Below are 20,688 nucleotides of genomic sequence, written 5' to 3' on the forward strand. Positions count from 1 at the left end.
CTAGGGGACTTTATGAGTGTTGCATTTTTGTTAATTGTTTTATTTGGATTATTGTTACTTGGCGTTCCTGTGGCGATTTCGCTAGGGGTGAGCGCTGTTTTGACGATGTTATTATTTAGCTCTTATGATGTCATGGCTGTGCCAGAGATTATGCTAAATGGCTTAAAACCAGCATTGATGGCGATTCCAATGTTTATTCTAGCAGGTTCTTTAATGAGTAAAGGAAGCTCGGCAAATAGAATTGTAGAATTTGCAAAAAGTCTTGTTGGGCATTTGCCCGGTGGTTTGCCAATGAGTGCTATCCTAGCGTGTATTATTTTTGCTGCAGTAAGTGGGAGCTCACCAGCGACGGTTGTTGCAATTGGTTCAGTGATGTTTGTAGCATTAAAAGAAGCAGGATATCCTAAGAGCTATTCTGTAGGAGCAATCACATCAGCAGGAAGTCTTGGAATCTTGATTCCACCTTCTGTTGTGATGATTGTCTATGGAGTAACTGCGGAAGTCTCTATTGAAAAACTTTTTGTTGCAGGGGTTGTTCCGGGGCTATTAGTTGGTGGCATGATGATGCTTTATGCCTATTTTGGAGCGAAACGTTTAGGATTTAAAGCAACAAAGCCGGCAAGTCTTAAGACAAGGTGGCTAAAGTTTAAAGAAGCATTTTGGGCGCTTTTGATTGTTTTTGTGGTCATTGGCGGAATCTATGCTGGGATTTTTACTGCAACAGAGGCTGCTGGGATTAGTGCCGTGTATGCTTTTATTGTGTCGCTTTTTGTGTATAAGGATATCAAGTTTAAAGATTTGTATGTGGTATTTTTAGATGCGGCGATTACAACAGCAATGATTTTCTTTATCATCGGTTTTGCAGTCGTGTTTGCGCATTTTTTAACCGGAGAGCGGATTCCACATGCGATTGCGGAATATCTTGTGAATATGCAGATGAGTTGGTGGATGTTCCTAATTTTTGTAAATATTGCGCTATTTATTATGGGGCAGTTTATGGAGCCTAGCTCAGTGGTAATGATTATGACACCATTGCTTTTGCCAATTGCTTTGAAACTTGGGATTGACCCTATTCATTTTGGGATTGTGATGATTGTGAATATGGAGCTTGGAATGCTAACGCCACCTGTTGGGTTAAATCTCTTCGTAGCTAGCTCACTAACAGGACTTAGTTTAAAAGATATTACGCTCTCTATTATTCCTTGGCTTTGTGTATTATTAATTGGGCTTGGGTTAATCACATATATTCCAGAGATTTCACTTTGGTTGCCTAGTCTGCTAGGATAATAAGCACATGGAAGAATCACTACTTGGAATTTTTGAGAATGCCCCGCATTTGATAAGTTTTCTTGCAGGGATTCTAACTTTTATTAGTCCTTGCGTGCTTCCCCTTATTCCTGCATATTTTTCTTATATTTCTGAAATTTCTTTAGATGAATTAAAAAATACTGGGGTGTTGGATTTAAAAAAGCGTTTTAGAATTTTAAGAGGCGCACTATTTTTTGTATTTGGGCTTGGGCTTGTGTTTGTTCTCCTTGGTGTAGTGGCTGCTAGAATTTTAAATGGTGGAATCTTATTAAGTCCGGTTTTGCGTTATTTTGCTGGAGGAGTGTTGGTTGTCTTTGGGTTGCATACACTTGGGGTGATTAGGATTCCATTTTTGAATTACCAAAAAACATTGCGCACTAGCGGAAACTTTGGAGTCTTAAGAGATTTTCTAACGCCCTTTTTGCTTGGCGTTAGTTTCTCTCTTGGTTGGACGCCTTGCGTAGGTCCGATTTTGGCAAGTATTATTGCGCTTGCTAGCTTAGATGAACAAAGCGGAATCACATTACTTGTAATTTACACACTTGGATTAACACTTCCTTTTTTACTCTGTGCGTTACTTATTGGCTATGCGTTTAGTTTCTTGGAGGGAATCAAGCGCTATTTTAAAATTATTGAGTGGTGTGCTGGAGTCTTACTAATTAGCATTGGAATTCTAGTTGCAAGTGGTGGAATGAGTGTTGTTTCGGCGTATTTAGTAAAGGTTTTATAAGGATGCAATTGAAGCTTAAAAACTTTGCACAATTAAACGTTAAAGAGGGTGCGCTTGTGCTAGAGTGGCGTAATCATGCAAGTGTAGCAGCTTTTATGAAGCAAAAAAACATTACAAAAACAGAGCATTTAAATTTCATGGAATCTCTAAAACATGATACTTCAAAAGAGTATTTTTTGGTTTTTGCAAATGCGATTCCAATTGGAGTGATTGATTTTATTGAGATTGTGCGTGGATTTTCTTGTGAGTTTGGAATCTACCAAAGCCCATTTTTAAAAGGTTATGGAGAGATTCTGATGCAAAAAGTTCTAGATTACGCATTTAATGTGCTGAAGGTTAAGGAGTTGCGTGCGTGTGCATTTAATGCGAATACAAAAGCAATTGATTTGTATTTGCGCTTTGGATTTGAGATTACAAAAAGAGATGCAAGAATGTGCTATTTTAACCGCGGAGATGAGGCAAAATAGCTCTTTTGCATTAAGGTCGCAATTTGCTAAAAATGGAAACCTCTTTTAAAACGTGTTAATATTTTTCACACTTCCTAAACATTTCTTCAAATGCGGTGTGTGATTGTTTTATGAGTTTAGTATCTTTTAAAATTAAAAGCGTTTCATAATTTGTCTCAAACGCGCTTTTAGACCAGTTCGCCGACCCTAGCACGAGGCGCTTATTATCACTAATTGCCATTTTAATGTGCATTAAGCCATTGTATTTGCCATTTCTTGAGCGCTCCCCCTCTAAAAGGCAAGTTTTTATATTATTGAGCTTTGCGAGATAACCAATGGTGGATTTATTAGGGTCTTTATTGCTTTTTTTGTCATAGATAATGCGCACTTTTACGCCTTTTCTTGCGGTATCTCGGATTGCTTTACTAATCTCGCGATTTGTAAAACTATAAATGGCAATATCTAGTGTGTTTTGTGTGTTTTTGATTGTGTGCAAGAGTGCATTTAGTGCTTTGTCCTGTTCTTTTGGCATAAAATACAAATCGTTTGCAACTAGACTACTAAAACACAATGCGCTTAAATAAAAGAGAGTTAAAACTTTTTTAAACATTAAAATCCTTCCAAAAATTAAGATACAAATTGTTAAAATTGTAGCAATTCTTTGATTAAGCCAAGAGAAATGGAGCATTTATGAAATTATATCTCATCAACAAAAATCCGATTATTAATAAACTCGTAGCCTTAAGCGCTTCTAAGCTTAGTGTGGAAATGGTGGAATCTCAAGAAATAGATACTAGCATTAGTGCAGAGCTTGTATTAATAGATGATGAATGTTTTGATGTGGAGAGTTTTACGTCTTATAAGGCGGAACATACAACAGCAAAAATGATTCTATTCTACTCTAAGGCAACAGAACGCATTGATGGTTTTGATACTTATATCCAAAAGCCTTTTTTACCCACAGATTTAGTGAATACTTTAAGCGAGATTTCAGGCATTAGCGTGGAAGACACTTCTAAAAAGGGCGTAGAGAGTGATATTTTAGAGCTTGAGAGCAATGATGATTTAGGTAAATTAAATTTAGACGATGCGTTAGATTTTTCTAATTTAGAGGATTTAAATTTGGATAAAAAGCTAGACGATGATGGCGATACGCAACTTGATTTTGGTGGTGATGATGGGCTAGAAGGACTTGAAGACAATGCGAAATTTGCTAAAACAGAAGATACACTAGATTCACTAGGAGATGAGGGGAAGAGTGAAGATTTGCAGGTGCTAGACAAAGATGATGTAGATACAATCAAGGATTTGCTGGATGATTCTAAGGAAGCTGTTGCAGAGGATTCTTCACTTGACTTTGATTTGGATAAAGAACTTGAAGGAATCACAGATAGCACGGAGGAAGAAGGCATAGAGTTAGCATCTAGCAAGACGGATAATGTAGAGCAAGAGCTAGAAACTGCCGAACAAAAAGAGGAGAGTCAAGAAGCTACACTAGAAGCAATGGAAGGGTTTGATAATGTAGCAGATTCCACAGATTCCGCTTTGGATACAGAAAATAACTTTGATTTTAATTTAGATGATATTGCGAGTTTAGATTCTAATGTTGCAGAATCTCAAAGTGAGGAAACTTCGGAAAATGCGGAATTTAAAAGTGAGGAATCCAAAAGCACAGAAGCAGCAGAGTCTGAAAATGCGGATTTTGAACTTGATTTAGAGGATTTAAATAAGGAATCTAATCTAGAAGATTCCACTAATAAAGCAAATGCAGAGAGTGATGTTGCAAATGATGATTTAGCAGAGTTTGATTTAGAGAACTTTAACTTAGAGGATACAAACAAAGAGGAAAATATAGAATCTAACATAGAGGCAACAAATGAAACTTTAGAAAACGAAGCACAAGATGAAGGAACAGATGAAGCGATTTTAGAAATGCAAAATGGAGAATCTGAAACCTCAAAAGATGTGGGATTAGAAACAGATTCTACAACGGATTTTGGCGAGAATTTAGATTTGGGGGCGGATTTAGAGATAGAACCTAAAATGGATTCTCAAATAGAATCTAAAGCAGAGCTAGAAATAGATCCAGAAGTAGAATTAGAAGAGCCAAAAGTGGAATTAAAAACAGATTCTACAACTTCAACAAATGGAAGCGATGATTTTGATACGTTAAGTCTTGAAGAGATGGGAGAGGCTCTAGGTGAGCCGATTCAAAAAGAACCAATCCCAACACCAATCGTTACAAAAGATACACCAGCTCAAGAAATGCAACTTCCAAGCAGTATTCAAGCAAATTCATTAGAATCGCTAATTGGCGCACTTCAAACCCTTCAAACACAAACTTTAAAAGAGCTTTTAAGTGGTGCTACGATTAATATTAACATTCAGTTTCCCAAAAAAGATGATAAATAATGAAACTAAAAGGAGCAATTCTTATTTTATCTGGACCTAGTGGTGCTGGTAAAAGCTCGTTGTATAAACGGCTTGCACAAGAATTCCCTGACCATTACTTCTCTATTTCCTCTACAACGCGTCAAAAGCGTGAGGGTGAGATTGATGGTGTGCATTATAATTTCATCTCCAAAGAGGATTTTGAAGCTGGGGTTAATAAGGGTGAGTTTTTAGAGTGGGCAAAGGTGCATGATAATTATTATGGCACTTCTAAGGCACAAGTAATTAATGCACTAGAAGAAGATAAACTTGTTGTTTTTGATATTGATGTGCAAGGGCAGGCAAATCTCAAGCAAACTTTTCCGCGCCATACGACAAGTGTTTTTATTACAACGCCAAATAGGAATATTTTACAAGAGCGGTTAGGTGGGCGTGGGAGCGATATGAACAATGTGATTCAAAAACGTTTAGAAAATGCGCTTGATGAGGTGCGAAGTTTAGCAAATTACGACTATCTTATTATTAATGAAAATTTAGAGGAAGCCGCAAGTAAGTTATTGTGTATTGCAAGGAGTGCATTTTGTAAGGTTTCTCTTTATGAAATGGAATCCTTTTTGCAAAATTGGAAAAAATAAATATTTTCTATTAAGATTAAGTCATAAAACGCTAGAATTACCAAATTTTTTAACCCAAATTAGAGAGACTCTATGCCAAAACGAAATGACATTCATACAATCTTATTAATCGGTTCTGGTCCCATTGTGATTGGGCAAGCTTGCGAGTTTGACTATTCTGGAACACAAGCTGCAAAGACTTTAAAAGAGCTTGGTTACAAGGTTGTTTTAATTAACTCTAATCCTGCAACTATTATGACAGACCCAGAATTTGCCGATAGAACTTATATTGAGCCTATTACTGAAGAGATTATTGCAGATATTATACAAAAAGAGAGAGTTGATGCAATTTTGCCCACAATGGGCGGACAAACGGCGCTAAATATTGCGATGAGTCTATTTGAGAAAGGAATGCTTGAGGGAGTGAAATTCCTTGGCGCAAAGCCTGAAGCAATTAAAAAAGGTGAGGATAGACAGGCTTTTAAAGAAGCAATGTTAAAAATCGGTATGGATTTGCCAAAGTCACGTTATGCTTACACGCTTGAGGAAGCTCTTCAAGCGGCAAAAGAAATCGGCTTTCCCTTAATTATCCGCGCAAGTTATACGTTAGCTGGAGGAGGAAGTGGTGTTGCGTATAATATTGATGAATTTAAGATGCTTGCTCAAAACGGCTTAGAAGTTAGTCCTATTAATGAAATTTTAATTGAAGAATCTTTGCTTGGTTGGAAAGAATACGAAATGGAGGTTATCCGCGATAAAGAGGATAATTGTATCATCGTGTGCAGTATTGAAAATCTTGATCCTATGGGTGTGCATACGGGGGATTCCATCACTATTGCACCAGCTTTGACACTAACAGATAAAGAATACCAAAGAATGCGTGATGCCTCTTTTGCTATTTTGCGAGAAATTGGAGTGGATACGGGTGGTTCAAATGTGCAATTTGCGATAAATCCTAGCACAGGGAGAATGACGGTTATTGAAATGAATCCACGCGTTTCACGAAGTTCTGCTCTTGCTTCTAAAGCAACGGGCTATCCTATCGCTAAAGTTGCCACGCTTTTAGCGGTGGGTTTTAGTTTAGATGAGATCAAAAACGACATTACAGGGACACCTGCTAGTTTTGAGCCTAGTATTGATTATATTGTTACAAAGATTCCGCGCTTTACTTTTGAGAAGTTTCCACAAGCAGATTCTACACTTACAACTTCTATGAAATCTATTGGCGAAGTTATGGCAATTGGTGTAACCTTTAAAGAATCTTTACAAAAGGCACTTAATAGCCTTGAAACTGGAATCTTTGGATTTAATCCAGTTAGCACTGATTTAAGTGAAATTCAGCACGAAGTGCGTCGTCCAAATGCGCAAAGACTACTTTATGTAGCCGATGCTTTGCGTTGTGGCGTGAGTGTAGAGGAAGTGCAAAAATGGTGCAAGATTGATGCATATTTTTTAGGACAGATTGCGGAAATTATTGCTTTAGAGAAAGAAATTTCTTTTGAGAGGCTAAGTGATGCAGAATTTTTAAGAACATTAAAAGCAAATGGCTTTAGCGATAAAATGCTTGCCTTTTTGATTAACAAAAACGAATTATTAGAGTTACGTGAAGAGGATATTTATGCGCTCCGAGAAAAAGTAGGTGTGCAACTTGCTTATAATGAAGTGGATACTTGTGCAGCAGAATTTGCAACAAAAACAACGTATTTATACTCCACGATTCCATTTGTTAGCACATTAGAGAATACAAATGCACAAACACAAGAGAATTCACGCAAAAAAGTGATGATTTTAGGCGGAGGACCAAACCGCATTGGACAAGGAATTGAGTTTGATTATTGCTGTGTGCATGCAAGCTTTGCTCTACGTGATATGGGCTACACAAGCATTATGTATAACTGCAATCCAGAGACGGTTAGCACAGATTATGACACGAGTGATGTGTTATACTTTGAACCCATTACTTTCGAGAATGTACGCAGTGTGATTGAGAGAGAAAAACCTGATGGAATCATTGTGCATTTTGGTGGGCAGACACCTTTAAAACTTGCAAAAAAGCTTACAACTATTGGTGCAAAAATCATTGGCACAAGTGCAAAAACCATTGATATTGCTGAAGATAGAGAAAAATTTGCAAAGTTTGTAGAAGAAAATGGACTTTTGCAGCCTCAAAATGGCACAGCTTACACAAAAGAAGAAGCCATTTCTATTGCACAAAACATCGGCTTTCCAGTGCTTGTGCGCCCTAGCTATGTGCTTGGTGGGCGTGCAATGCGCATTGTGTATAATATCTTAGAATTACAAGAATATATGAGGGAAGCAGTTAGCGTGAGCGAGGATTCTCCGGTGTTGATTGATAAGTTTTTAAATAATGCTATTGAGCTTGATGTAGATATTATTTGTGATGGCAAAGATGTGTATATTGCAGGAATTATGCAGCATATTGAAGAGGCTGGAATCCATAGCGGAGATTCTGCTTGCTCACTGCCAACAATTAGTATTTCTACACAAAAGATTAAAGAGATTGAAGAGACAACTGCAAAAATTGCTAGAAATCTAGGTGTTGTTGGGCTTATGAATACGCAATATGCGATTTTTGAGGAGACGTTATATCTTATTGAAGTTAATCCTCGTGCAAGCCGCACTGTGCCATTTGTGAGTAAGGCAACTGGAATCCCTCTAGCAAAAGTTGCAACAGATGTCATGGTTAATCGCAACTTGAAATCTGCACTAGAACGTTATGATACTTTTAAAAAGGTGGAATTCCAAAATGGGCTTTATAAACCAAAGACATTAAAGCATATTGCAGTAAAAGAATCCGTATTTCCATTTGATAAGCTAAATGGTGCAGTTATGCTTTTGGGTCCTGAAATGCGTTCAACCGGTGAAGTTATGGGGATTAGCGAAAGCTTTGGGTTAAGTTTTGCAAAAAGCCAAATGGCATGTAAAAATGCCTTGCCAACAAGTGGCAAAGTTTTTATGTCTTTGCGTAGTTTAGACAAGCCACAAGCCGTAGAGCTTGCTAAAGATTTGCAATCCTCTGGGTTTAGTATTTGCGCAACAAAAGGCACAGCGGAGATTTTAAATCAAAATGGAATTGCATGTGAGGAGGAATTAAAAATTAGTGAAGGGCGTCCAAATATCGGTGATAGGTTAGCAAATGGCGAGATTGCTCTAGCAATTAATACAAGTGATGAGGCTTCTAGCAAAGATGACACAGATAAGATTCGCACACAAGTGTTGCGCAACAATGTTCCTTATTTTACGACTATTGAAGCAGCACGCGTGGCAGTGAGTGCGATTTGTGAGATAGGAAGCAAGAATCCAAATGTTGCTAAAGCAATTCAAGACTATCTTGCCTAATGGAAGCACCAATTTTTCTTGCACAAAGTGATACGACAGCTGGGTTTTTGTGCGAGAATTTTAATGTGTTAAATCACATAAAAGGACGTAATGTAAAGCAAAATGTGCTTTTAACGCTAGAGAGTTTAGAGAAGTTAAAAAAACTTGTACGTGTTCCAAATGCGCATAAAAATAGGGTTAGACGTAGTCAAAAAAAGACTTTTGTTTATAAGGGTAGGAACGTTAAGGGCATAGAATCTCTAGCGATTCGTCTTGTGCCAAAAGGGATTAGAGAAAAAGTTGAACATAGCAACTTGTTAGCTTTTTTCCCCTTTTTGTATTCAAGTTCAGCAAATGCGCATAAAGCAGAGTTTGATTTAGATTTTGCGTTAGAAAAAGCAGATATTGTAGTGTTAGATTGGAGGTTTTTAAGCGCACAAAAGCCTTCAAAGATGTATAAAATCGTTAATGCGAGGATAAGAAAAATAAGGTAAATAATGAAAGTAACAGATATTTTGCAATCTTTTTTATTGGGTTTAATGTTGGTTTTTGTGTTGTTTTGTGTTTTTTGGGCAGCAATTTATGCTAGCTATATGCAGTATTATGGAATTAGAGAATTCTTTAATCCCTTTTTTAGTAATGTTTTTAATCCTGTGGCGTTTTTTATTTGTGTCGGGATTTTTGGTGTGGGGTTAGCACTTCCTTTTATTAATAATGTATTTAAGATTTTGTTTTTTGTGTTTTTAGCGGGTGCATTATTGTTATTTGTACCACCTTTTGGAAAAACAGCAGGAAGCATTTTTCTAGCTAAAGAACAGGTAATCACTGAGGAAGGTGAGCAAAAGAGAATCCAAAGCCTATATGAAAATTACCGCTATATTGTGTATCTAAGTGCGGATTCTGATGATTTTGAAACGCGCAAGAGGAATCTTGTCTATCATGAAAAACCTATTGTAGAATAAATGGCGTGTCTTGATAGACAGAGAAATTTAGCCAGTTTGCAAACAACATGCTAGCACTTGAACGCCATGAAAAAATGGGTTGTAGCTCCGCGTTATAGTAGTTTTTGGGCTTTGCAATCTCTAAGCCTTTATTTAAATCTCTCTTGTATTCTAAATCTAGTGTGTCTTTAGAATATTCTGGATGCCCTAAAATGAAAAAATCTTTTTCATCTTTTAAAGCAGTGATTCCACTTTCTTTGCCCTCAAGTAAGATTTTTAAATGCTTATTAGCTCTAGTACGTGCTTCATCAATCCCAGAGTGTCTAGAATGTGGAATCTTAACAAGCTCATCAAGCCCATTTAAAATTAAATCCTGTTCCACCCAAAAATGCTCAAATATACCAAAACATTTAGAATCTAAAGAAATTTTTGGAATATTATGAAAGTAATACAGCCCAGCCATTGCTCCCCAGCAAAGATACATTGTGCTTGTGCAATGGGTTTTTAAAAAATCCATAATCCTAACAAGCTCTCCCCAATATTTTACTTCTTCAAATTCTAAATGCTCAATGGGCGCACCTGTAATAATTGCACCATCAAATTTGCGCCCTTTAATCTCCTCAAAATTTACATAAAACCTATCTAAATGTGATTTTGGTGTGTTTTTTCCTGTATAACTAGTCGTTGTTAGTAGTGTAATATTTACTTGCAAAGGAGAGTTTGCAAGTAAAGATAGAATCTGATTTTCTGTTTGAATCTTTGTTGGCATTAGATTAAAAATTAGCACTTCTAATGGGCGAATATCCTGTGCTTTTGCGCGATTGCAACCCATAATAAAGGAGTGCTGTTTAAGCAATGCAAAAGCTGGAATGTCTTCTGGAATAATAAGCGGCACTTAAAATCCTTATTTTTCTAGTGCTTGTTTTAAATCTGCAATTAAGTCTTGTGGGGATTCTAGTCCGATACTTAAGCGCACTGTGCAAGGAGTGATTCCAGCGGAGTCTAGCTCATCTTGGTTTAATTGTGAATGTGTTGTGGATGCTGGGTGAATCACAAGTGATTTAGAATCACCGATATTTGCGACAATTTCAAAAATCTCTAACGCATTACAAACTTTTTTTGCTTTTTCATAGCTTTCTACTTCAAAGCTTAAAAGTCCGCTAGAGTTGGAGTCTTTAAAATATTTTTTAAGCAAAGCATTATAAGGATTTCCTTCTAATCCGGGATAAAAGACTTCTTTAACTTTTGGGTGAGATTGTAGGAATCTTGCAACTTCGAGGGCGTTTTGACTATGTTTTTTAATACGTAATTCTAGTGTTTCTAACCCTTGAATAACAATCCATGCATTGTGCGGAGAAAGCGTTGCGCCGATATTTCTTAGCCATTCAGTAATAAGACGAATGCTAAAAATTGGCAAGGAATCTGCTAGGCTTGCATAGACTAATCCATGATAGCTTGCATCAGGGGTGTTAAAGGCTGGATAGCGTGGATTATCCACGATTAAGGAGTTTAAGCCATTGCGCTCTATTGCTACTCCACCAAGTGCGCTTCCTTGTCCATTGACATATTTGCTAAGACTATACACTACAATATCTACACCAAATTCAAAAGGTTTATGCAAAAATGCTGTTGCTACTGTATTATCACAAATGGTTGCGATTCCATGTTTTTTAGCAATTTTGGTGATTTTTTCCACATCAGCAATCGCAATTTGTGGGTTAGATAAACTTTCAAATAAAATTGCCTTAGTCTTAGAATCAACTGCTTTTTCTAGAGATTCTTCAATATTATCAATATCAAAAACTTTTGATTCTATACCAAAACGTTTTAGTGTATGCACAATAAGAGTTTGTGTTCCTCCATAAATCTTATTGGAATACACGACATTATCGCCATTTTGAGCAAGATTAGCAAGTGCATAAAAAATCGCCGCTGTCCCACTTGCTGTTGGAACACCAAATGCTCCACCCTCAACTGCAGCAAGGCGCTCACCTAATATATTGATTGTTGGGTTTCCGATGCGTGTGTAGATATTCCCAAGCTCTTGTAGGGCAAATCTTGCCGCTGCTTGCTCTAAACTTTCAAAACTATAAGCTGTGTTTTGATAGATTGGCACACTAAGTGTACGTTGTGTATCAAAGTTATAGCCTGCGTGGAGTGCTAAAGTCTCTTGTTTGTAATTTTGTGTTGCCATTTTTTTATCCTTTAAATTAAATTTCGTAGCATTATAACATTAAATTTAAAAAATACAATATGTATTTATAAAATTTAATGTAAATTTTTCAAAATGTTGTAGATTTTGCACAATTTTCTATATTTTTCTCTTATTCTTTTAGATTTTTATCCGATATAATTGCATAGCTAAACTTTACAAGGCGTAATTAAGTCTTTGGTTTAAGCTTTGCAAAGATAAATTCACACAAATCTTTGTAGAATTTAAATGCATAGCACAAGGAAGTGCTAGCAAAAACAAAAGGAGTTACAAATGGCATTTCAAGTCAATACCAATGTTAATGCGTTAAACGCACATGCACAAAGCACTTTTACACAAACTAGTCTTTCTAGTTCATTACAAAAATTAAGTTCAGGGTTAAGAATTAACTCTGCAAAAGATGATGCTTCAGGGATGGCGATTGCCGATAGTTTGCGTTCTCAAGCAAATGCGTTAGGACAAGCAATTAGAAACACAAATGATGGTATGGGTATTATCCAAATTGCAGATAAAGCTATGGATGAGCAAGTTAAGATTCTAGACACAATTAAGACAAAAGCAACACAAGCTGCGCAAGATGGTCAAACTACGACTACAAGAACAGCGATTCAAGCAGATATTAACCGCTTAATAGAGTCTTTAGATAACATTGCTGCAACAACAAGTTATAATGGTCTAAACTTGCTTGCTGGTGGATTTACAAATAAAGAATTCCAAGTTGGTGCGTATTCTAACCAAACAATTCGTGCAAGTATCGGTGCGACAAGCTCTGATAAAATCGGACATGCAAGGGTAGAGTCTCTAAAATTTTCAGCGCTTAATAATGTTGCGATGAATTTTATTGGTGCAAAAAATCAACAAGATGTAAAATTAGAAAATACCGTTATTTCTACTTCAGCAGGGACAGGTTTAGGAGCTGTAGCTGAAGTGATTAATAAAAACTCTGATAACTTAGGCGGTATTCGTGCGGAAGCTACAGTTATTAGAACAGGGACACAGCAAGTTGGAGCAATAAATGTTACAAGCTTAACCATCAATGGAGTAAAAATTGGTGATGTTGTAGGTGTCCAACAAGCTGATAGAGATGGGCGATTGGTTCAAGCAATTAATGCTTATAAAGAAGAAACAGGCGTTCAAGCCTCTATGAGCGAAGATGGAAAATTGGTGCTTACTTCAACTGATGGTAGAGCTATCCAAGTCCAAGGAGGCGGTATGAGTGCTGGTGGAGCAGGTATTGTAACAGCAGCAAATGCTAGAAGCACATTTGTAGGAACGCTTACACTTACAAGATTGGGTTCTAATGATATTAAATTTAGCGGTGTTCAAGGGGCTGCATTAGCTAGTGGAACAGCACAAGCGACTGTGACTTTGAGAAATGTTAAAGGAACCTTTAATGCAGATGTGCGTTCTGCGACAGGTGCTAATGCGGCAAATTCTGCAACAGCTGGTCAAACCTTAGGTGCAGGGGTAACAACACTAAAAGGTGCAATGCTAGTTATGGATATTGCGGAGTCTGCAATTAAACAACTTGATACTATCCGCTCCGACTTAGGTTCTGTGCAACAACAAATGCAATCAACAGTTAATAACATCACTGTAACTCAAGTGAATGTGAAGTCTGCGGAATCTGGTATTAGGGAAGTGGATTTTGCGAGTGAATCTGCAAATTACTCTAACCTAAACATTCTAGCTCAAGCTGGAAGCTATGCATTAAGTCAATCTAATGCAGCACAACAAAATATCTTAAGATTACTTCAGTAGTTTTAAATAAAGAATCCTTTTTTGGATTCTTTTGCATCTCTTTAATTTTCTTTCTTTAAGTTTTTATGCTTTTCTTATTATTTCTTAATTTTGTTGTTTATGTTATCAGTGTGGTGAAAATTTATAAAGTTACAAGGAGATGATACCATATTTTAAAAATTTTTCATTGTGGAATGCCTTTTGCTTTAAGCTGTGTAAAGTTTAGTAAAAAGGCTTAGAATGCATGGTGGATATTATAATTCTGTAGGTGGTATGGTTACGCAAATCAACCGCTTAGATGTGATAGCAAACAATATCGCAAATGCTAATACAACAGGCTTTAAACGTGATGATGTTGTTATTGGTGATTTTATGCGTTTGTATGAGCAGCACAAAGAGTTTTTGCCTATTGATGAGCAGACAAAAGATGCAGCGAAGTTTTATAACCGCTCTTTAAATCGTGTGCCACAAATCGTAGAGGAATTTACGGATAATAGAGTGGGTGGAATGATGGTTACAGATAATACTTTTGATTTTGCATTAAGCAAAGAAAATATGTATTTTATGGTGGAAACTCCAGATGGGATCCGCTATACACGTGATGGTTCTTTTGTGTTAAATGAGCAGGGCAGATTAGTAACAAAAGAAGGCTATCCAGTGCTTCCACGCGAATATTTAGATGCGCCACAATACATTGAATTTATTGATGGATTCCAAGTAGAAGTTGATGGCAATGGTAATATTTACACGAGAGATTTAAATAATGAGGGTATTAGCGAAATGGCTTTGATTGCAAATATCGGAGTTGTTTCTTTTGAAAATCCAAAATATCTTAAAAAAATTGGTGATAACCTCTACTCTTATCCACAAGAACGTACAGATGAGCGCGAAGCACTAGAGCAAAGTGGAGCGGTGCGACAAGGATTTTTAGAGAAAAGCAATATTAATGTTGTGCAGGAGATGACAGGATTAATTGAAACAAACCGCCTTGTAGAAGCATATTCTAAAGTTTTAAAAACACATATGGACGAGTTAAATACAGAAGCGATAACTAAACTCGCAGCAAAAGCATAAAAGGATTCACAATGATGCGCGCATTATATACAGCAACAACAGGAATGTTAGGACAGCAATTACAAATTGATGTAACTTCAAATAATATTTCAAATGTTAATACATTTGGTTATAGAAAAGAGAGAGCAGAGTTTGCAGATTTGTTTCATCAAGTTTTGCAATATGCAGGCTCTAGCACGAGTGAGACAACACTAAGTCCCACAGGAATTGAAGTTGGACTTGGTGTGCGTCCAGTTGCTGTGCAAAAGATTTTTTCACAAGGGAATTTTAAAGAGACAGAGCAGAATCTTGATGTAGCAATTACAGGAAATGGATTTTTTCAAATTGAATTACCCGATGGAACGATTGCTTATACACGTAATGGTTCTTTTAAACGTGATGATGAAGGGAATGTTGTTAATGCACAAGGTTATTTGCTTGTCCCAAATATCACAATCCCAGATGATGCAACACAAGTTAATATTGGAAAAGATGGCACGGTAACGGTTGTGCAAGGAAATGAAACAGAAGTCAATCAACTAGGACAAATTGAAACGGTGAACTTCATTAACCCAGCGGGCTTACACGCACTAGGGGATAATCTTTATCTTAATACTAACGCATCAGGCGACCCTATTGTTGGCACTCCGGGATTAAATGGCTTTGGGCAATTAGCACAAGGATTTGTAGAAACAAGTAATGTAAAGCTTGTAGAGGAAATGACGGATTTGATTGTCGGGCAAAGAGCATATGAAGCGAACTCTAAGTCTATTCAAACAGCAGATGCAATGCTACAAACCGTCAATCAACTCAAACGTAATTAACGCTAAGTAGCACGAAACTAGGCGCAATCTATGTGCCTGGGGGTAATTTCTACGTTTAGTGCGGTAGCATAGAATCTTAAGAGATTCTAGTGTGCATACTGTCGTTTTCAGCATAGAAGCTCACTTTGCTTCCCTCTTTGATTTTATCTTGTAAAATTAAATCTGCTAGGCGGTCTTCAATCTCTTCATAGAGGGCGCGTTTAAGCGGTCTAGCTCCATAAACTGGGTCAAAGCCCGCTTTTGCAATAAATTCTTTTGCGCTATCTTCTAATGTAATACTAATATCACGTTCGGCAACTTTCTTTTGGATTGCTTTAAAGAGAATATCTACAATGCGTGTGATTTGTTCTAAACCTAAAGGATTAAAGATAATAATATCATCTAAGCGGTTTAGAAATTCTGGCTTAAAATAACCCTTTAATGCGTCTTTAACCGCCCTCTCACGTTCTGTTAAATCACTAATTTCCATAATTGCATTGCTTGCGATATTGCTTGTTAAAATAATAATGGTATTTCTAAAGTCTATGGTTACGCCTTTATTATCAGTTAAACGCCCATCATCAAGCACTTGTAAAAGTAGATTAAACACATCAGGGTGCGCCTTTTCAATTTCATCAAATAATATAACACTATAAGGTTTTCTGCGCACAGCTTCTGTTAGTTGCCCACCCTCTTCATAGCCTACATATCCCGGAGGCGCACCAACTAGCCTACTTGCAGCGTGTTTCTCCATGTATTCGCTCATATCAATACGGATAAGATTTTTCTCGCTATCAAAAAGGAATCGTGCTAGAGTTTTTGCAGATTCTGTTTTTCCAACGCCTGTTGGACCTAAGAATAGGAAGCTTCCAATGGGGCGATTAGATTCGCTTAAACCCGCTTTATTGCGCTTAATTGCGCGTGCAATGGCGTGTAATGCGTTATCTTGCCCTACAACATCTTTTTTAAGCTCTTCTTCAATGCCTAGAATTCTGTCTTTTTCATTTTGTAGCATTTTTTTAATAGGAATCTGTGTCCACCGACTAATCACTGCTGCAATGGATTCTGGTAACACTGCATTTCTTAGAAGTGTTCCTGCTTCTTGCATTTTCTCCCATTTTTCATTTTGGGATTCTAATGCCTTTTGTAATTCTGGAATCTTGCCATAGTCAATTTCTGCTGCTTTGCTAAAGTCTCCATTGCGTTTAGCTAACATACTTTGTGTGCGTAAGGAATCAATCTCTACTTTAATGCTTGCAATTTTGTTGAACACTTCTTTTTCGTTATTAAATTGTGCTTCTAGCATTTTTTTGGTCTCTTCTTTGTTGCTAAGTTCTTTTTCTATTTCTGCGATTCTTGCCCGATTTTTTTCATTATTTTCCATAAGTAAGGCTTCTTTTTCAACTTGCAAAGATTCCATTTCGCGCTTGATTTTCGCTAGTTCAGTAGGTTCAGATTCTATTTGCATCTTAAGTTCTGCTGCTGCTTCATCAATTAAATCAATTGCCTTATCGGGTAAAAATCTATCTGTAATGTAGCGGTTTGAGAGCTTAGCGGAGGCAACAAGCGCACTATCTGTTATGGTTACATTATGGTGTGCTTCTAATCTTTCTTTAATGCCACGTAAGATTTGTAGGGCTTCATTTACGTTTGGTTCATTGAGCATTACAGGTTGGAATCGCCTTTGTAGTGCGGCATCTTTTTCAAAGTATTTGCGGTATTCTTTGAGTGTTGTCGCTCCGATTGTGTGGAGTTCCCCTCTTGCGAGTGCAGGTTTTAGGATATTTGCAGCATCCATTCCTCCCTCACTTGCGCCTGCTCCTACAATGGTGTGGATTTCATCAATAAATAAAATAATATTTCCACTTTTTTTAACTTCATCAATAACCTTTTTTAAGCGGTCTTCAAACTCACCGCGATATTTTGCTCCAGCAACAAGCGCACTCATATCAAGCGCAATCACGCGCTTATTTTGCAAAGATAAAGGCACTTCTTTTTTGATAATTCTTTGTGCTAATCCCTCTACAACAGCGGTTTTTCCAACACCTGGTTCACCTAAAAGAATGGGATTATTTTTTGTTTTTCTAATTAAAATTTGCATCATGTGCGTGATCTCTTCATCTCTGCCAATGACTGGGTCAAGCTTACCTTCAATGGCTTTTTTTGTTAAATCAATGCCAAATTTTTCTAAAGATTCTAGGTTTTCATCTGCACTTTGGGAGTCAATTTTTGCTCCAGCGCGCATAGTTTCAAAGGTCTTTTTAAGTTCATTAATATCCAAATATTTAGAAAAAAGATTCTTAATTGTTAGCTCTTGCAAATTTGCCAAAATAAAAGTATCAAGTGCGATATAGGAATCACCATTTTTGGTAGCTAGTCCATTGGCTTGGTTTAGTGCATCGTTTAGCTTATGAGAGATTTTTAGATTCTCTTTGCTGACATTGCTGCTTTGTGGAAGCGTGTTAGCGATACTTTTTGCTTCTAGTTCAAGAGCTGCATTGTCAATGTTTAAGCGGTTTAATGCTTGGTTTAAGAGAGAGCTAGTATTTGTTAGCATAGCCCAAAAGAGATGGATAGGTTCAATTTCTTGATTTTTATTATGTAAGGCAAGGGAAGCACCTTGTTCTAAAGTTTCTTGTAATGTGTTTGTGAGTTTTTCTAAAAGATTCATAAGAACTCCTTTGATTAAAATTCTGCGCATTATATAACTTTAGTCTAGTATTGTCAAGTTTTATAATGATTAAATACTAAGATTTTCTAAATGTTATAAGCTAAGCTATGTAATGTATTAAAAATTTTAAAATGTGAGTAGTTTTGAAAATTGTTTATCAAAATTTAGAAAATTATGGAGTTTTTGGCTGCTTTTAATGCTGTATTTGGTATAATCTAGACTATTTTATCTAAAATAAAATTTACAAGGGTGGAGGTTTATCATGAAAGATAGAATCGTAGTTGCAACAGATTTTTCAACAAGTAGTTTAACAAGCTTGACAAAGGCAATGTATTTGGCAAAAAAAGAAAAATGCTCTCTTGATGTTGTGCATATTGTGGAGTATTCCGTTTTTCATAATCCCAAAAAGGATAAAAAAGCTGGAAAAGAGGCGTTAGCAAAGTTTATTGTAGATCACTTTCCAAAGCCAGAAGTGGAAATTTCACAATTTTGCTATGTGGGGACAATCCATAAAGAAATCCATAAACACGCAAGAGATAGAGGGTGTCGTTTGTTGGTGATTGGCGCAACAGGTGAAACACAACATTTGACGGATGTTTTGCTAGGCTCTGTGGCAAAACGCATTGTAAGAAAATCTGAAATTCCAGTGCTTGTAACAAAAGATGAATCTTTGCCAGATTATGCAAACATTTTTTCACCAACAGACTTTTCAGAACATTCTTTAAAGACCGCTAAAGCAACACGCAAGTTTTTTCCAAGCGCAAATTTGATTTTCTATCATATGATTGCGCGCCCATTTGAGTTGCGTTTAGGACATTATGGTGCCGATGATGAACAAATCTCGAGCTTCAATAAAGATTCTGAAAATAAGGCAAAAGAAATTTCTAAAAAATTCTTAAAAAACTTCTCAGGTAAAAGTGAAGTGGTGTTAGATAGCGGAATCTTATCTTATACAAGATTGCTAAGCGTTGCAGAATCCAAAAACGCTTCTTTGATTGCTTTGCCAACAAGTGGAAAAATTAGCTTTTTTGCGTTAGATGTGTTACAAAACTCTAGTGTGGATGTTTTCATTTGCAAATTTTAATACAATAAGAATCGCTTTTTGTGATTCTTGAGCCTCTTAAATTGTGCAATTTGCAGTCCCTTTATTTTCTAGTTTTAAAGAACGTTTTGTTTTAGTTCTTTTCTTGATTTTTGTATGTTGTGCAACATTAAATTTTAAATATTATCAATTCCGCGCTTTAAAACTAGAGAAAACGCCTCAAATTATGGCAGAGGTGCTATTGCAATACACAAAAACTAAAAGCGATAAAACCTATTTTGTGCTAAAACTTAAAAGTGATTTTGGAATCTTTTATACGACAACCTATGAAGATTTGCGCGATATTAGGCACAGAAAAATTTTGTTGCGTTTGGTGCTTGAAAATATAGGATTTTGGGAATTTTTAAAAGGTTTTTATGCGCCAAGTTTTAGTATTATTTTGTTACAGGATTCTACTTTTAAATCAAAACTTAAAACAACTTTGCGTCAAAATATTTTATCCCAGCATAACACGCAAATAATGGGTGAGTATTATCTAGCGCTTTTTTTAGCGGATAGTTTGCCAAAGGAGTGGAGAAATCTAGCCCAAAGCTATGGAATCGCACATATTTTTGCTATTTCTGGATTCCATACTGGAATCTTAAGCGTGGTGGGATTTTTTATATTAGGTCTTTTATATAAGCCTTTGCAAGCGCGATTTTTCCCTTTTAGAAATTTCTTTTATGATGTGGGTTCTGTGGTGATTGCATTGCTTTTAGCCTATTATTTTCTTCTTACGCAATCCCCTTCGTATTTGCGTGCAATTGCAATGGGTGTGGTGGGATTTTTTATGCTGTGGAGAGGGATTAACATTTGGCGCATTGAAATGCTGTTTTGGTGTGTTGTGATTTTGCTTGCACTTTTTCCGCAGCTACTTTTTTCTGTCGGCTTTTATTTTTCTTGTCTTGGAGTTTTGTATATTTTTCTTTTCTTTAAATATTTTAGGATTCCACAAGGAGTATTAAAGAAGCTATTTTATGGAATTGCGCTTAATGCTTCTACATTTTTTCAAATGGGAATTGTTGTCTATTATTTCTTTCCTCCTTTTTCGCCCTTATCCCTTCTCTCACTAGTCCTTACACCACTTTTTAGTTTGTATTATCCTTTTGTTGTGTTAGCGCATTTTTTAGGTTTTGGTGGAATCTTAGATATGCCATTGCTTTGGTGGCTTGGTCTGAAAACGCATACAATTGCCTTAAATCCCGTAACCTATGTGTTTTTAGTTTGCAATGTTTTAAGTATTATTGCACTTAAATACAAAATCGCATTTTTAGCGCTTTTAGCACTTAATATTACATATTTTGGCTATGGAGTGTATTTGTATTTTTATGCAATTTAGGTTAGAATTTGTCATTTTTA

General features: G+C 36.5%; 17 protein-coding genes. 13 read left to right on the top strand and 4 right to left on the bottom strand.

Annotation, left to right across the window (positions count from 1 at the left end; all coding sequences use genetic code 11):
• The first annotated feature begins 12 nt into the window (after nt 1-12).
• From K4G57_RS07885 to pseH, 3 genes are read left to right on the top strand one after another with little or no spacing between them, the layout of a single operon-like run.
• Nucleotides 13-1,287, top strand: coding sequence for a TRAP transporter large permease (locus tag K4G57_RS07885; RefSeq protein WP_221532644.1), 1,275 nt, complete (start codon nt 13-15; stop codon nt 1,285-1,287).
• Between the two features lie 7 nt (nt 1,288-1,294).
• Complete coding sequence (locus tag K4G57_RS07890) at nt 1,295-2,038, top strand: cytochrome c biogenesis CcdA family protein (RefSeq protein ID WP_221532645.1); 744 nt, start codon at nt 1,295-1,297, stop codon at nt 2,036-2,038.
• Between the two features lie 8 nt (nt 2,039-2,046).
• Nucleotides 2,047-2,505, top strand: a complete 459-nt coding sequence (gene pseH / locus K4G57_RS07895) for a UDP-4-amino-4,6-dideoxy-N-acetyl-beta-L-altrosamine N-acetyltransferase (RefSeq protein ID WP_236033280.1) — start codon at nt 2,047-2,049, stop codon at nt 2,503-2,505.
• A gap of 55 nt (nt 2,506-2,560) precedes the next feature.
• Here pseH and K4G57_RS07900 read toward each other — a convergent pair whose 3' ends face one another.
• Entirely contained in the window at nt 2,561-3,094 is a 534-nt protein-coding gene (locus tag K4G57_RS07900) for a phospholipase D-like domain-containing protein (protein ID WP_221532647.1), read from the bottom strand.
• Between the two features lie 80 nt (nt 3,095-3,174).
• Here K4G57_RS07900 and K4G57_RS07905 point away from each other — a divergent pair, with 80 nt between their 5' ends.
• The 5 genes from K4G57_RS07905 (at nt 3,175) to K4G57_RS07925 (ending at nt 9,790) form a co-directional block, all read left to right on the top strand.
• Nucleotides 3,175-4,896 carry a midas domain-containing protein gene (locus K4G57_RS07905; protein ID WP_221532648.1) on the top strand — a complete coding sequence of 574 codons (1,722 nt, stop codon included), beginning with the start codon at nt 3,175-3,177 and terminating at the stop codon, nt 4,894-4,896.
• Nucleotides 4,896-5,510: a guanylate kinase gene (gene gmk, locus K4G57_RS07910; RefSeq protein ID WP_221532649.1), complete on the top strand. Its 615-nt coding sequence runs from the start codon at nt 4,896-4,898 to the stop codon at nt 5,508-5,510. Before K4G57_RS07905 ends, gmk begins: the two co-directional genes overlap by 1 nt.
• A 72-nt stretch (nt 5,511-5,582) precedes the next feature.
• Nucleotides 5,583-8,849 (top strand): carbamoyl-phosphate synthase large subunit, encoded by a 3,267-nt coding sequence (carB, locus tag K4G57_RS07915; RefSeq protein WP_221532650.1) that lies wholly within the window; start codon nt 5,583-5,585, stop codon nt 8,847-8,849.
• Nucleotides 8,849-9,322 (top strand): hypothetical protein, encoded by a 474-nt coding sequence (locus K4G57_RS07920; RefSeq protein ID WP_221532651.1) that lies wholly within the window; start codon nt 8,849-8,851, stop codon nt 9,320-9,322. The genes carB and K4G57_RS07920 overlap by 1 nt, the downstream gene beginning before the upstream one ends.
• 3 nt (nt 9,323-9,325) lie before the next feature.
• Nucleotides 9,326-9,790, top strand: coding sequence for a hypothetical protein (locus K4G57_RS07925; RefSeq protein ID WP_221532652.1), 465 nt, complete (start codon nt 9,326-9,328; stop codon nt 9,788-9,790).
• On the opposite strand, the gene K4G57_RS07930 is transcribed toward K4G57_RS07925, so the two are convergent.
• On the bottom strand, nt 9,777-10,664 hold the full coding sequence (locus K4G57_RS07930) for a homoserine O-succinyltransferase (RefSeq protein ID WP_221532653.1): 888 nt from the start codon (nt 10,662-10,664) through the stop codon (nt 9,777-9,779). The genes K4G57_RS07925 and K4G57_RS07930 overlap by 14 nt on opposite strands.
• Nucleotides 10,665-10,673: 9 nt before the next feature.
• Nucleotides 10,674-11,963 carry an O-acetylhomoserine aminocarboxypropyltransferase/cysteine synthase family protein gene (locus tag K4G57_RS07935; protein ID WP_221532654.1) on the bottom strand — a complete coding sequence of 430 codons (1,290 nt, stop codon included), beginning with the start codon at nt 11,961-11,963 and terminating at the stop codon, nt 10,674-10,676.
• Between the two features lie 291 nt (nt 11,964-12,254).
• Between K4G57_RS07935 and K4G57_RS07940 the strand changes: the two genes are divergently transcribed.
• The 3 genes from K4G57_RS07940 (at nt 12,255) to flgG (ending at nt 15,598) form a co-directional block, all read left to right on the top strand.
• Nucleotides 12,255-13,742, top strand: a complete 1,488-nt coding sequence (locus K4G57_RS07940) for a flagellin B (protein ID WP_221532655.1) — start codon at nt 12,255-12,257, stop codon at nt 13,740-13,742.
• Between the two features lie 219 nt (nt 13,743-13,961).
• Entirely contained in the window at nt 13,962-14,795 is an 834-nt protein-coding gene (locus K4G57_RS07945; protein WP_221532656.1) for a flagellar hook-basal body protein, read from the top strand.
• A gap of 11 nt (nt 14,796-14,806) precedes the next feature.
• The gene (flgG, locus tag K4G57_RS07950) at nt 14,807-15,598 is read left to right on the top strand and encodes a flagellar basal-body rod protein FlgG (protein WP_221532657.1); all 792 of its coding nucleotides are present in this window, start codon (nt 14,807-14,809) and stop codon (nt 15,596-15,598) included.
• 76 nt (nt 15,599-15,674) lie between these two features.
• Here the strand turns inward: flgG and K4G57_RS07955 are convergent, their stop codons facing one another.
• On the bottom strand, nt 15,675-18,248 hold the full coding sequence (locus tag K4G57_RS07955; RefSeq protein ID WP_221532658.1) for an ATP-dependent Clp protease ATP-binding subunit: 2,574 nt from the start codon (nt 18,246-18,248) through the stop codon (nt 15,675-15,677).
• A 262-nt stretch (nt 18,249-18,510) separates the two neighbouring features.
• On the opposite strand from K4G57_RS07955, the gene K4G57_RS07960 reads away from it, so the two are divergent.
• On the top strand, nt 18,511-19,332 hold the full coding sequence (locus K4G57_RS07960; protein ID WP_221532659.1) for a universal stress protein: 822 nt from the start codon (nt 18,511-18,513) through the stop codon (nt 19,330-19,332).
• A gap of 43 nt (nt 19,333-19,375) precedes the next feature.
• Nucleotides 19,376-20,668 (top strand): ComEC/Rec2 family competence protein, encoded by a 1,293-nt coding sequence (locus K4G57_RS07965; protein ID WP_346727946.1) that lies wholly within the window; start codon nt 19,376-19,378, stop codon nt 20,666-20,668.
• Nucleotides 20,669-20,688 lie beyond the last annotated feature (20 nt).

This window comes from Helicobacter turcicus (genome assembly GCF_019711685.1).
In the GTDB taxonomy this organism is placed as follows: Bacteria; Campylobacterota; Campylobacteria; order Campylobacterales; family Helicobacteraceae; genus Helicobacter_D; species Helicobacter_D turcicus.

What these genes read in the sequence shown, in the direction of transcription:
- K4G57_RS07935 (WP_221532654.1), bottom strand. Translation starts at nt 11,963, where the DNA reads ATGGCAACACAAAATTACAAACAAGAGACTTTAGCACTCCACGCAGGC.
- flgG (WP_221532657.1), top strand. Translation starts at nt 14,807, where the DNA reads ATGATGCGCGCATTATATACAGCAACAACAGGAATGTTAGGACAGCAA.
- K4G57_RS07905 (WP_221532648.1), top strand. Translation starts at nt 3,175, where the DNA reads ATGAAATTATATCTCATCAACAAAAATCCGATTATTAATAAACTCGTA.
- K4G57_RS07925 (WP_221532652.1), top strand. Translation starts at nt 9,326, where the DNA reads ATGAAAGTAACAGATATTTTGCAATCTTTTTTATTGGGTTTAATGTTG.
- K4G57_RS07960 (WP_221532659.1), top strand. Translation starts at nt 18,511, where the DNA reads ATGAAAGATAGAATCGTAGTTGCAACAGATTTTTCAACAAGTAGTTTA.
- K4G57_RS07885 (WP_221532644.1), top strand. Translation starts at nt 13, where the DNA reads ATGAGTGTTGCATTTTTGTTAATTGTTTTATTTGGATTATTGTTACTT.
- K4G57_RS07955 (WP_221532658.1), bottom strand. Translation starts at nt 18,248, where the DNA reads ATGAATCTTTTAGAAAAACTCACAAACACATTACAAGAAACTTTAGAA.
- K4G57_RS07945 (WP_221532656.1), top strand. Translation starts at nt 13,962, where the DNA reads ATGCATGGTGGATATTATAATTCTGTAGGTGGTATGGTTACGCAAATC.
- K4G57_RS07890 (WP_221532645.1), top strand. Translation starts at nt 1,295, where the DNA reads ATGGAAGAATCACTACTTGGAATTTTTGAGAATGCCCCGCATTTGATA.
- K4G57_RS07920 (WP_221532651.1), top strand. Translation starts at nt 8,849, where the DNA reads ATGGAAGCACCAATTTTTCTTGCACAAAGTGATACGACAGCTGGGTTT.
- K4G57_RS07940 (WP_221532655.1), top strand. Translation starts at nt 12,255, where the DNA reads ATGGCATTTCAAGTCAATACCAATGTTAATGCGTTAAACGCACATGCA.
- gmk (WP_221532649.1), top strand. Translation starts at nt 4,896, where the DNA reads ATGAAACTAAAAGGAGCAATTCTTATTTTATCTGGACCTAGTGGTGCT.
- carB (WP_221532650.1), top strand. Translation starts at nt 5,583, where the DNA reads ATGCCAAAACGAAATGACATTCATACAATCTTATTAATCGGTTCTGGT.
- K4G57_RS07900 (WP_221532647.1), bottom strand. Translation starts at nt 3,094, where the DNA reads ATGTTTAAAAAAGTTTTAACTCTCTTTTATTTAAGCGCATTGTGTTTT.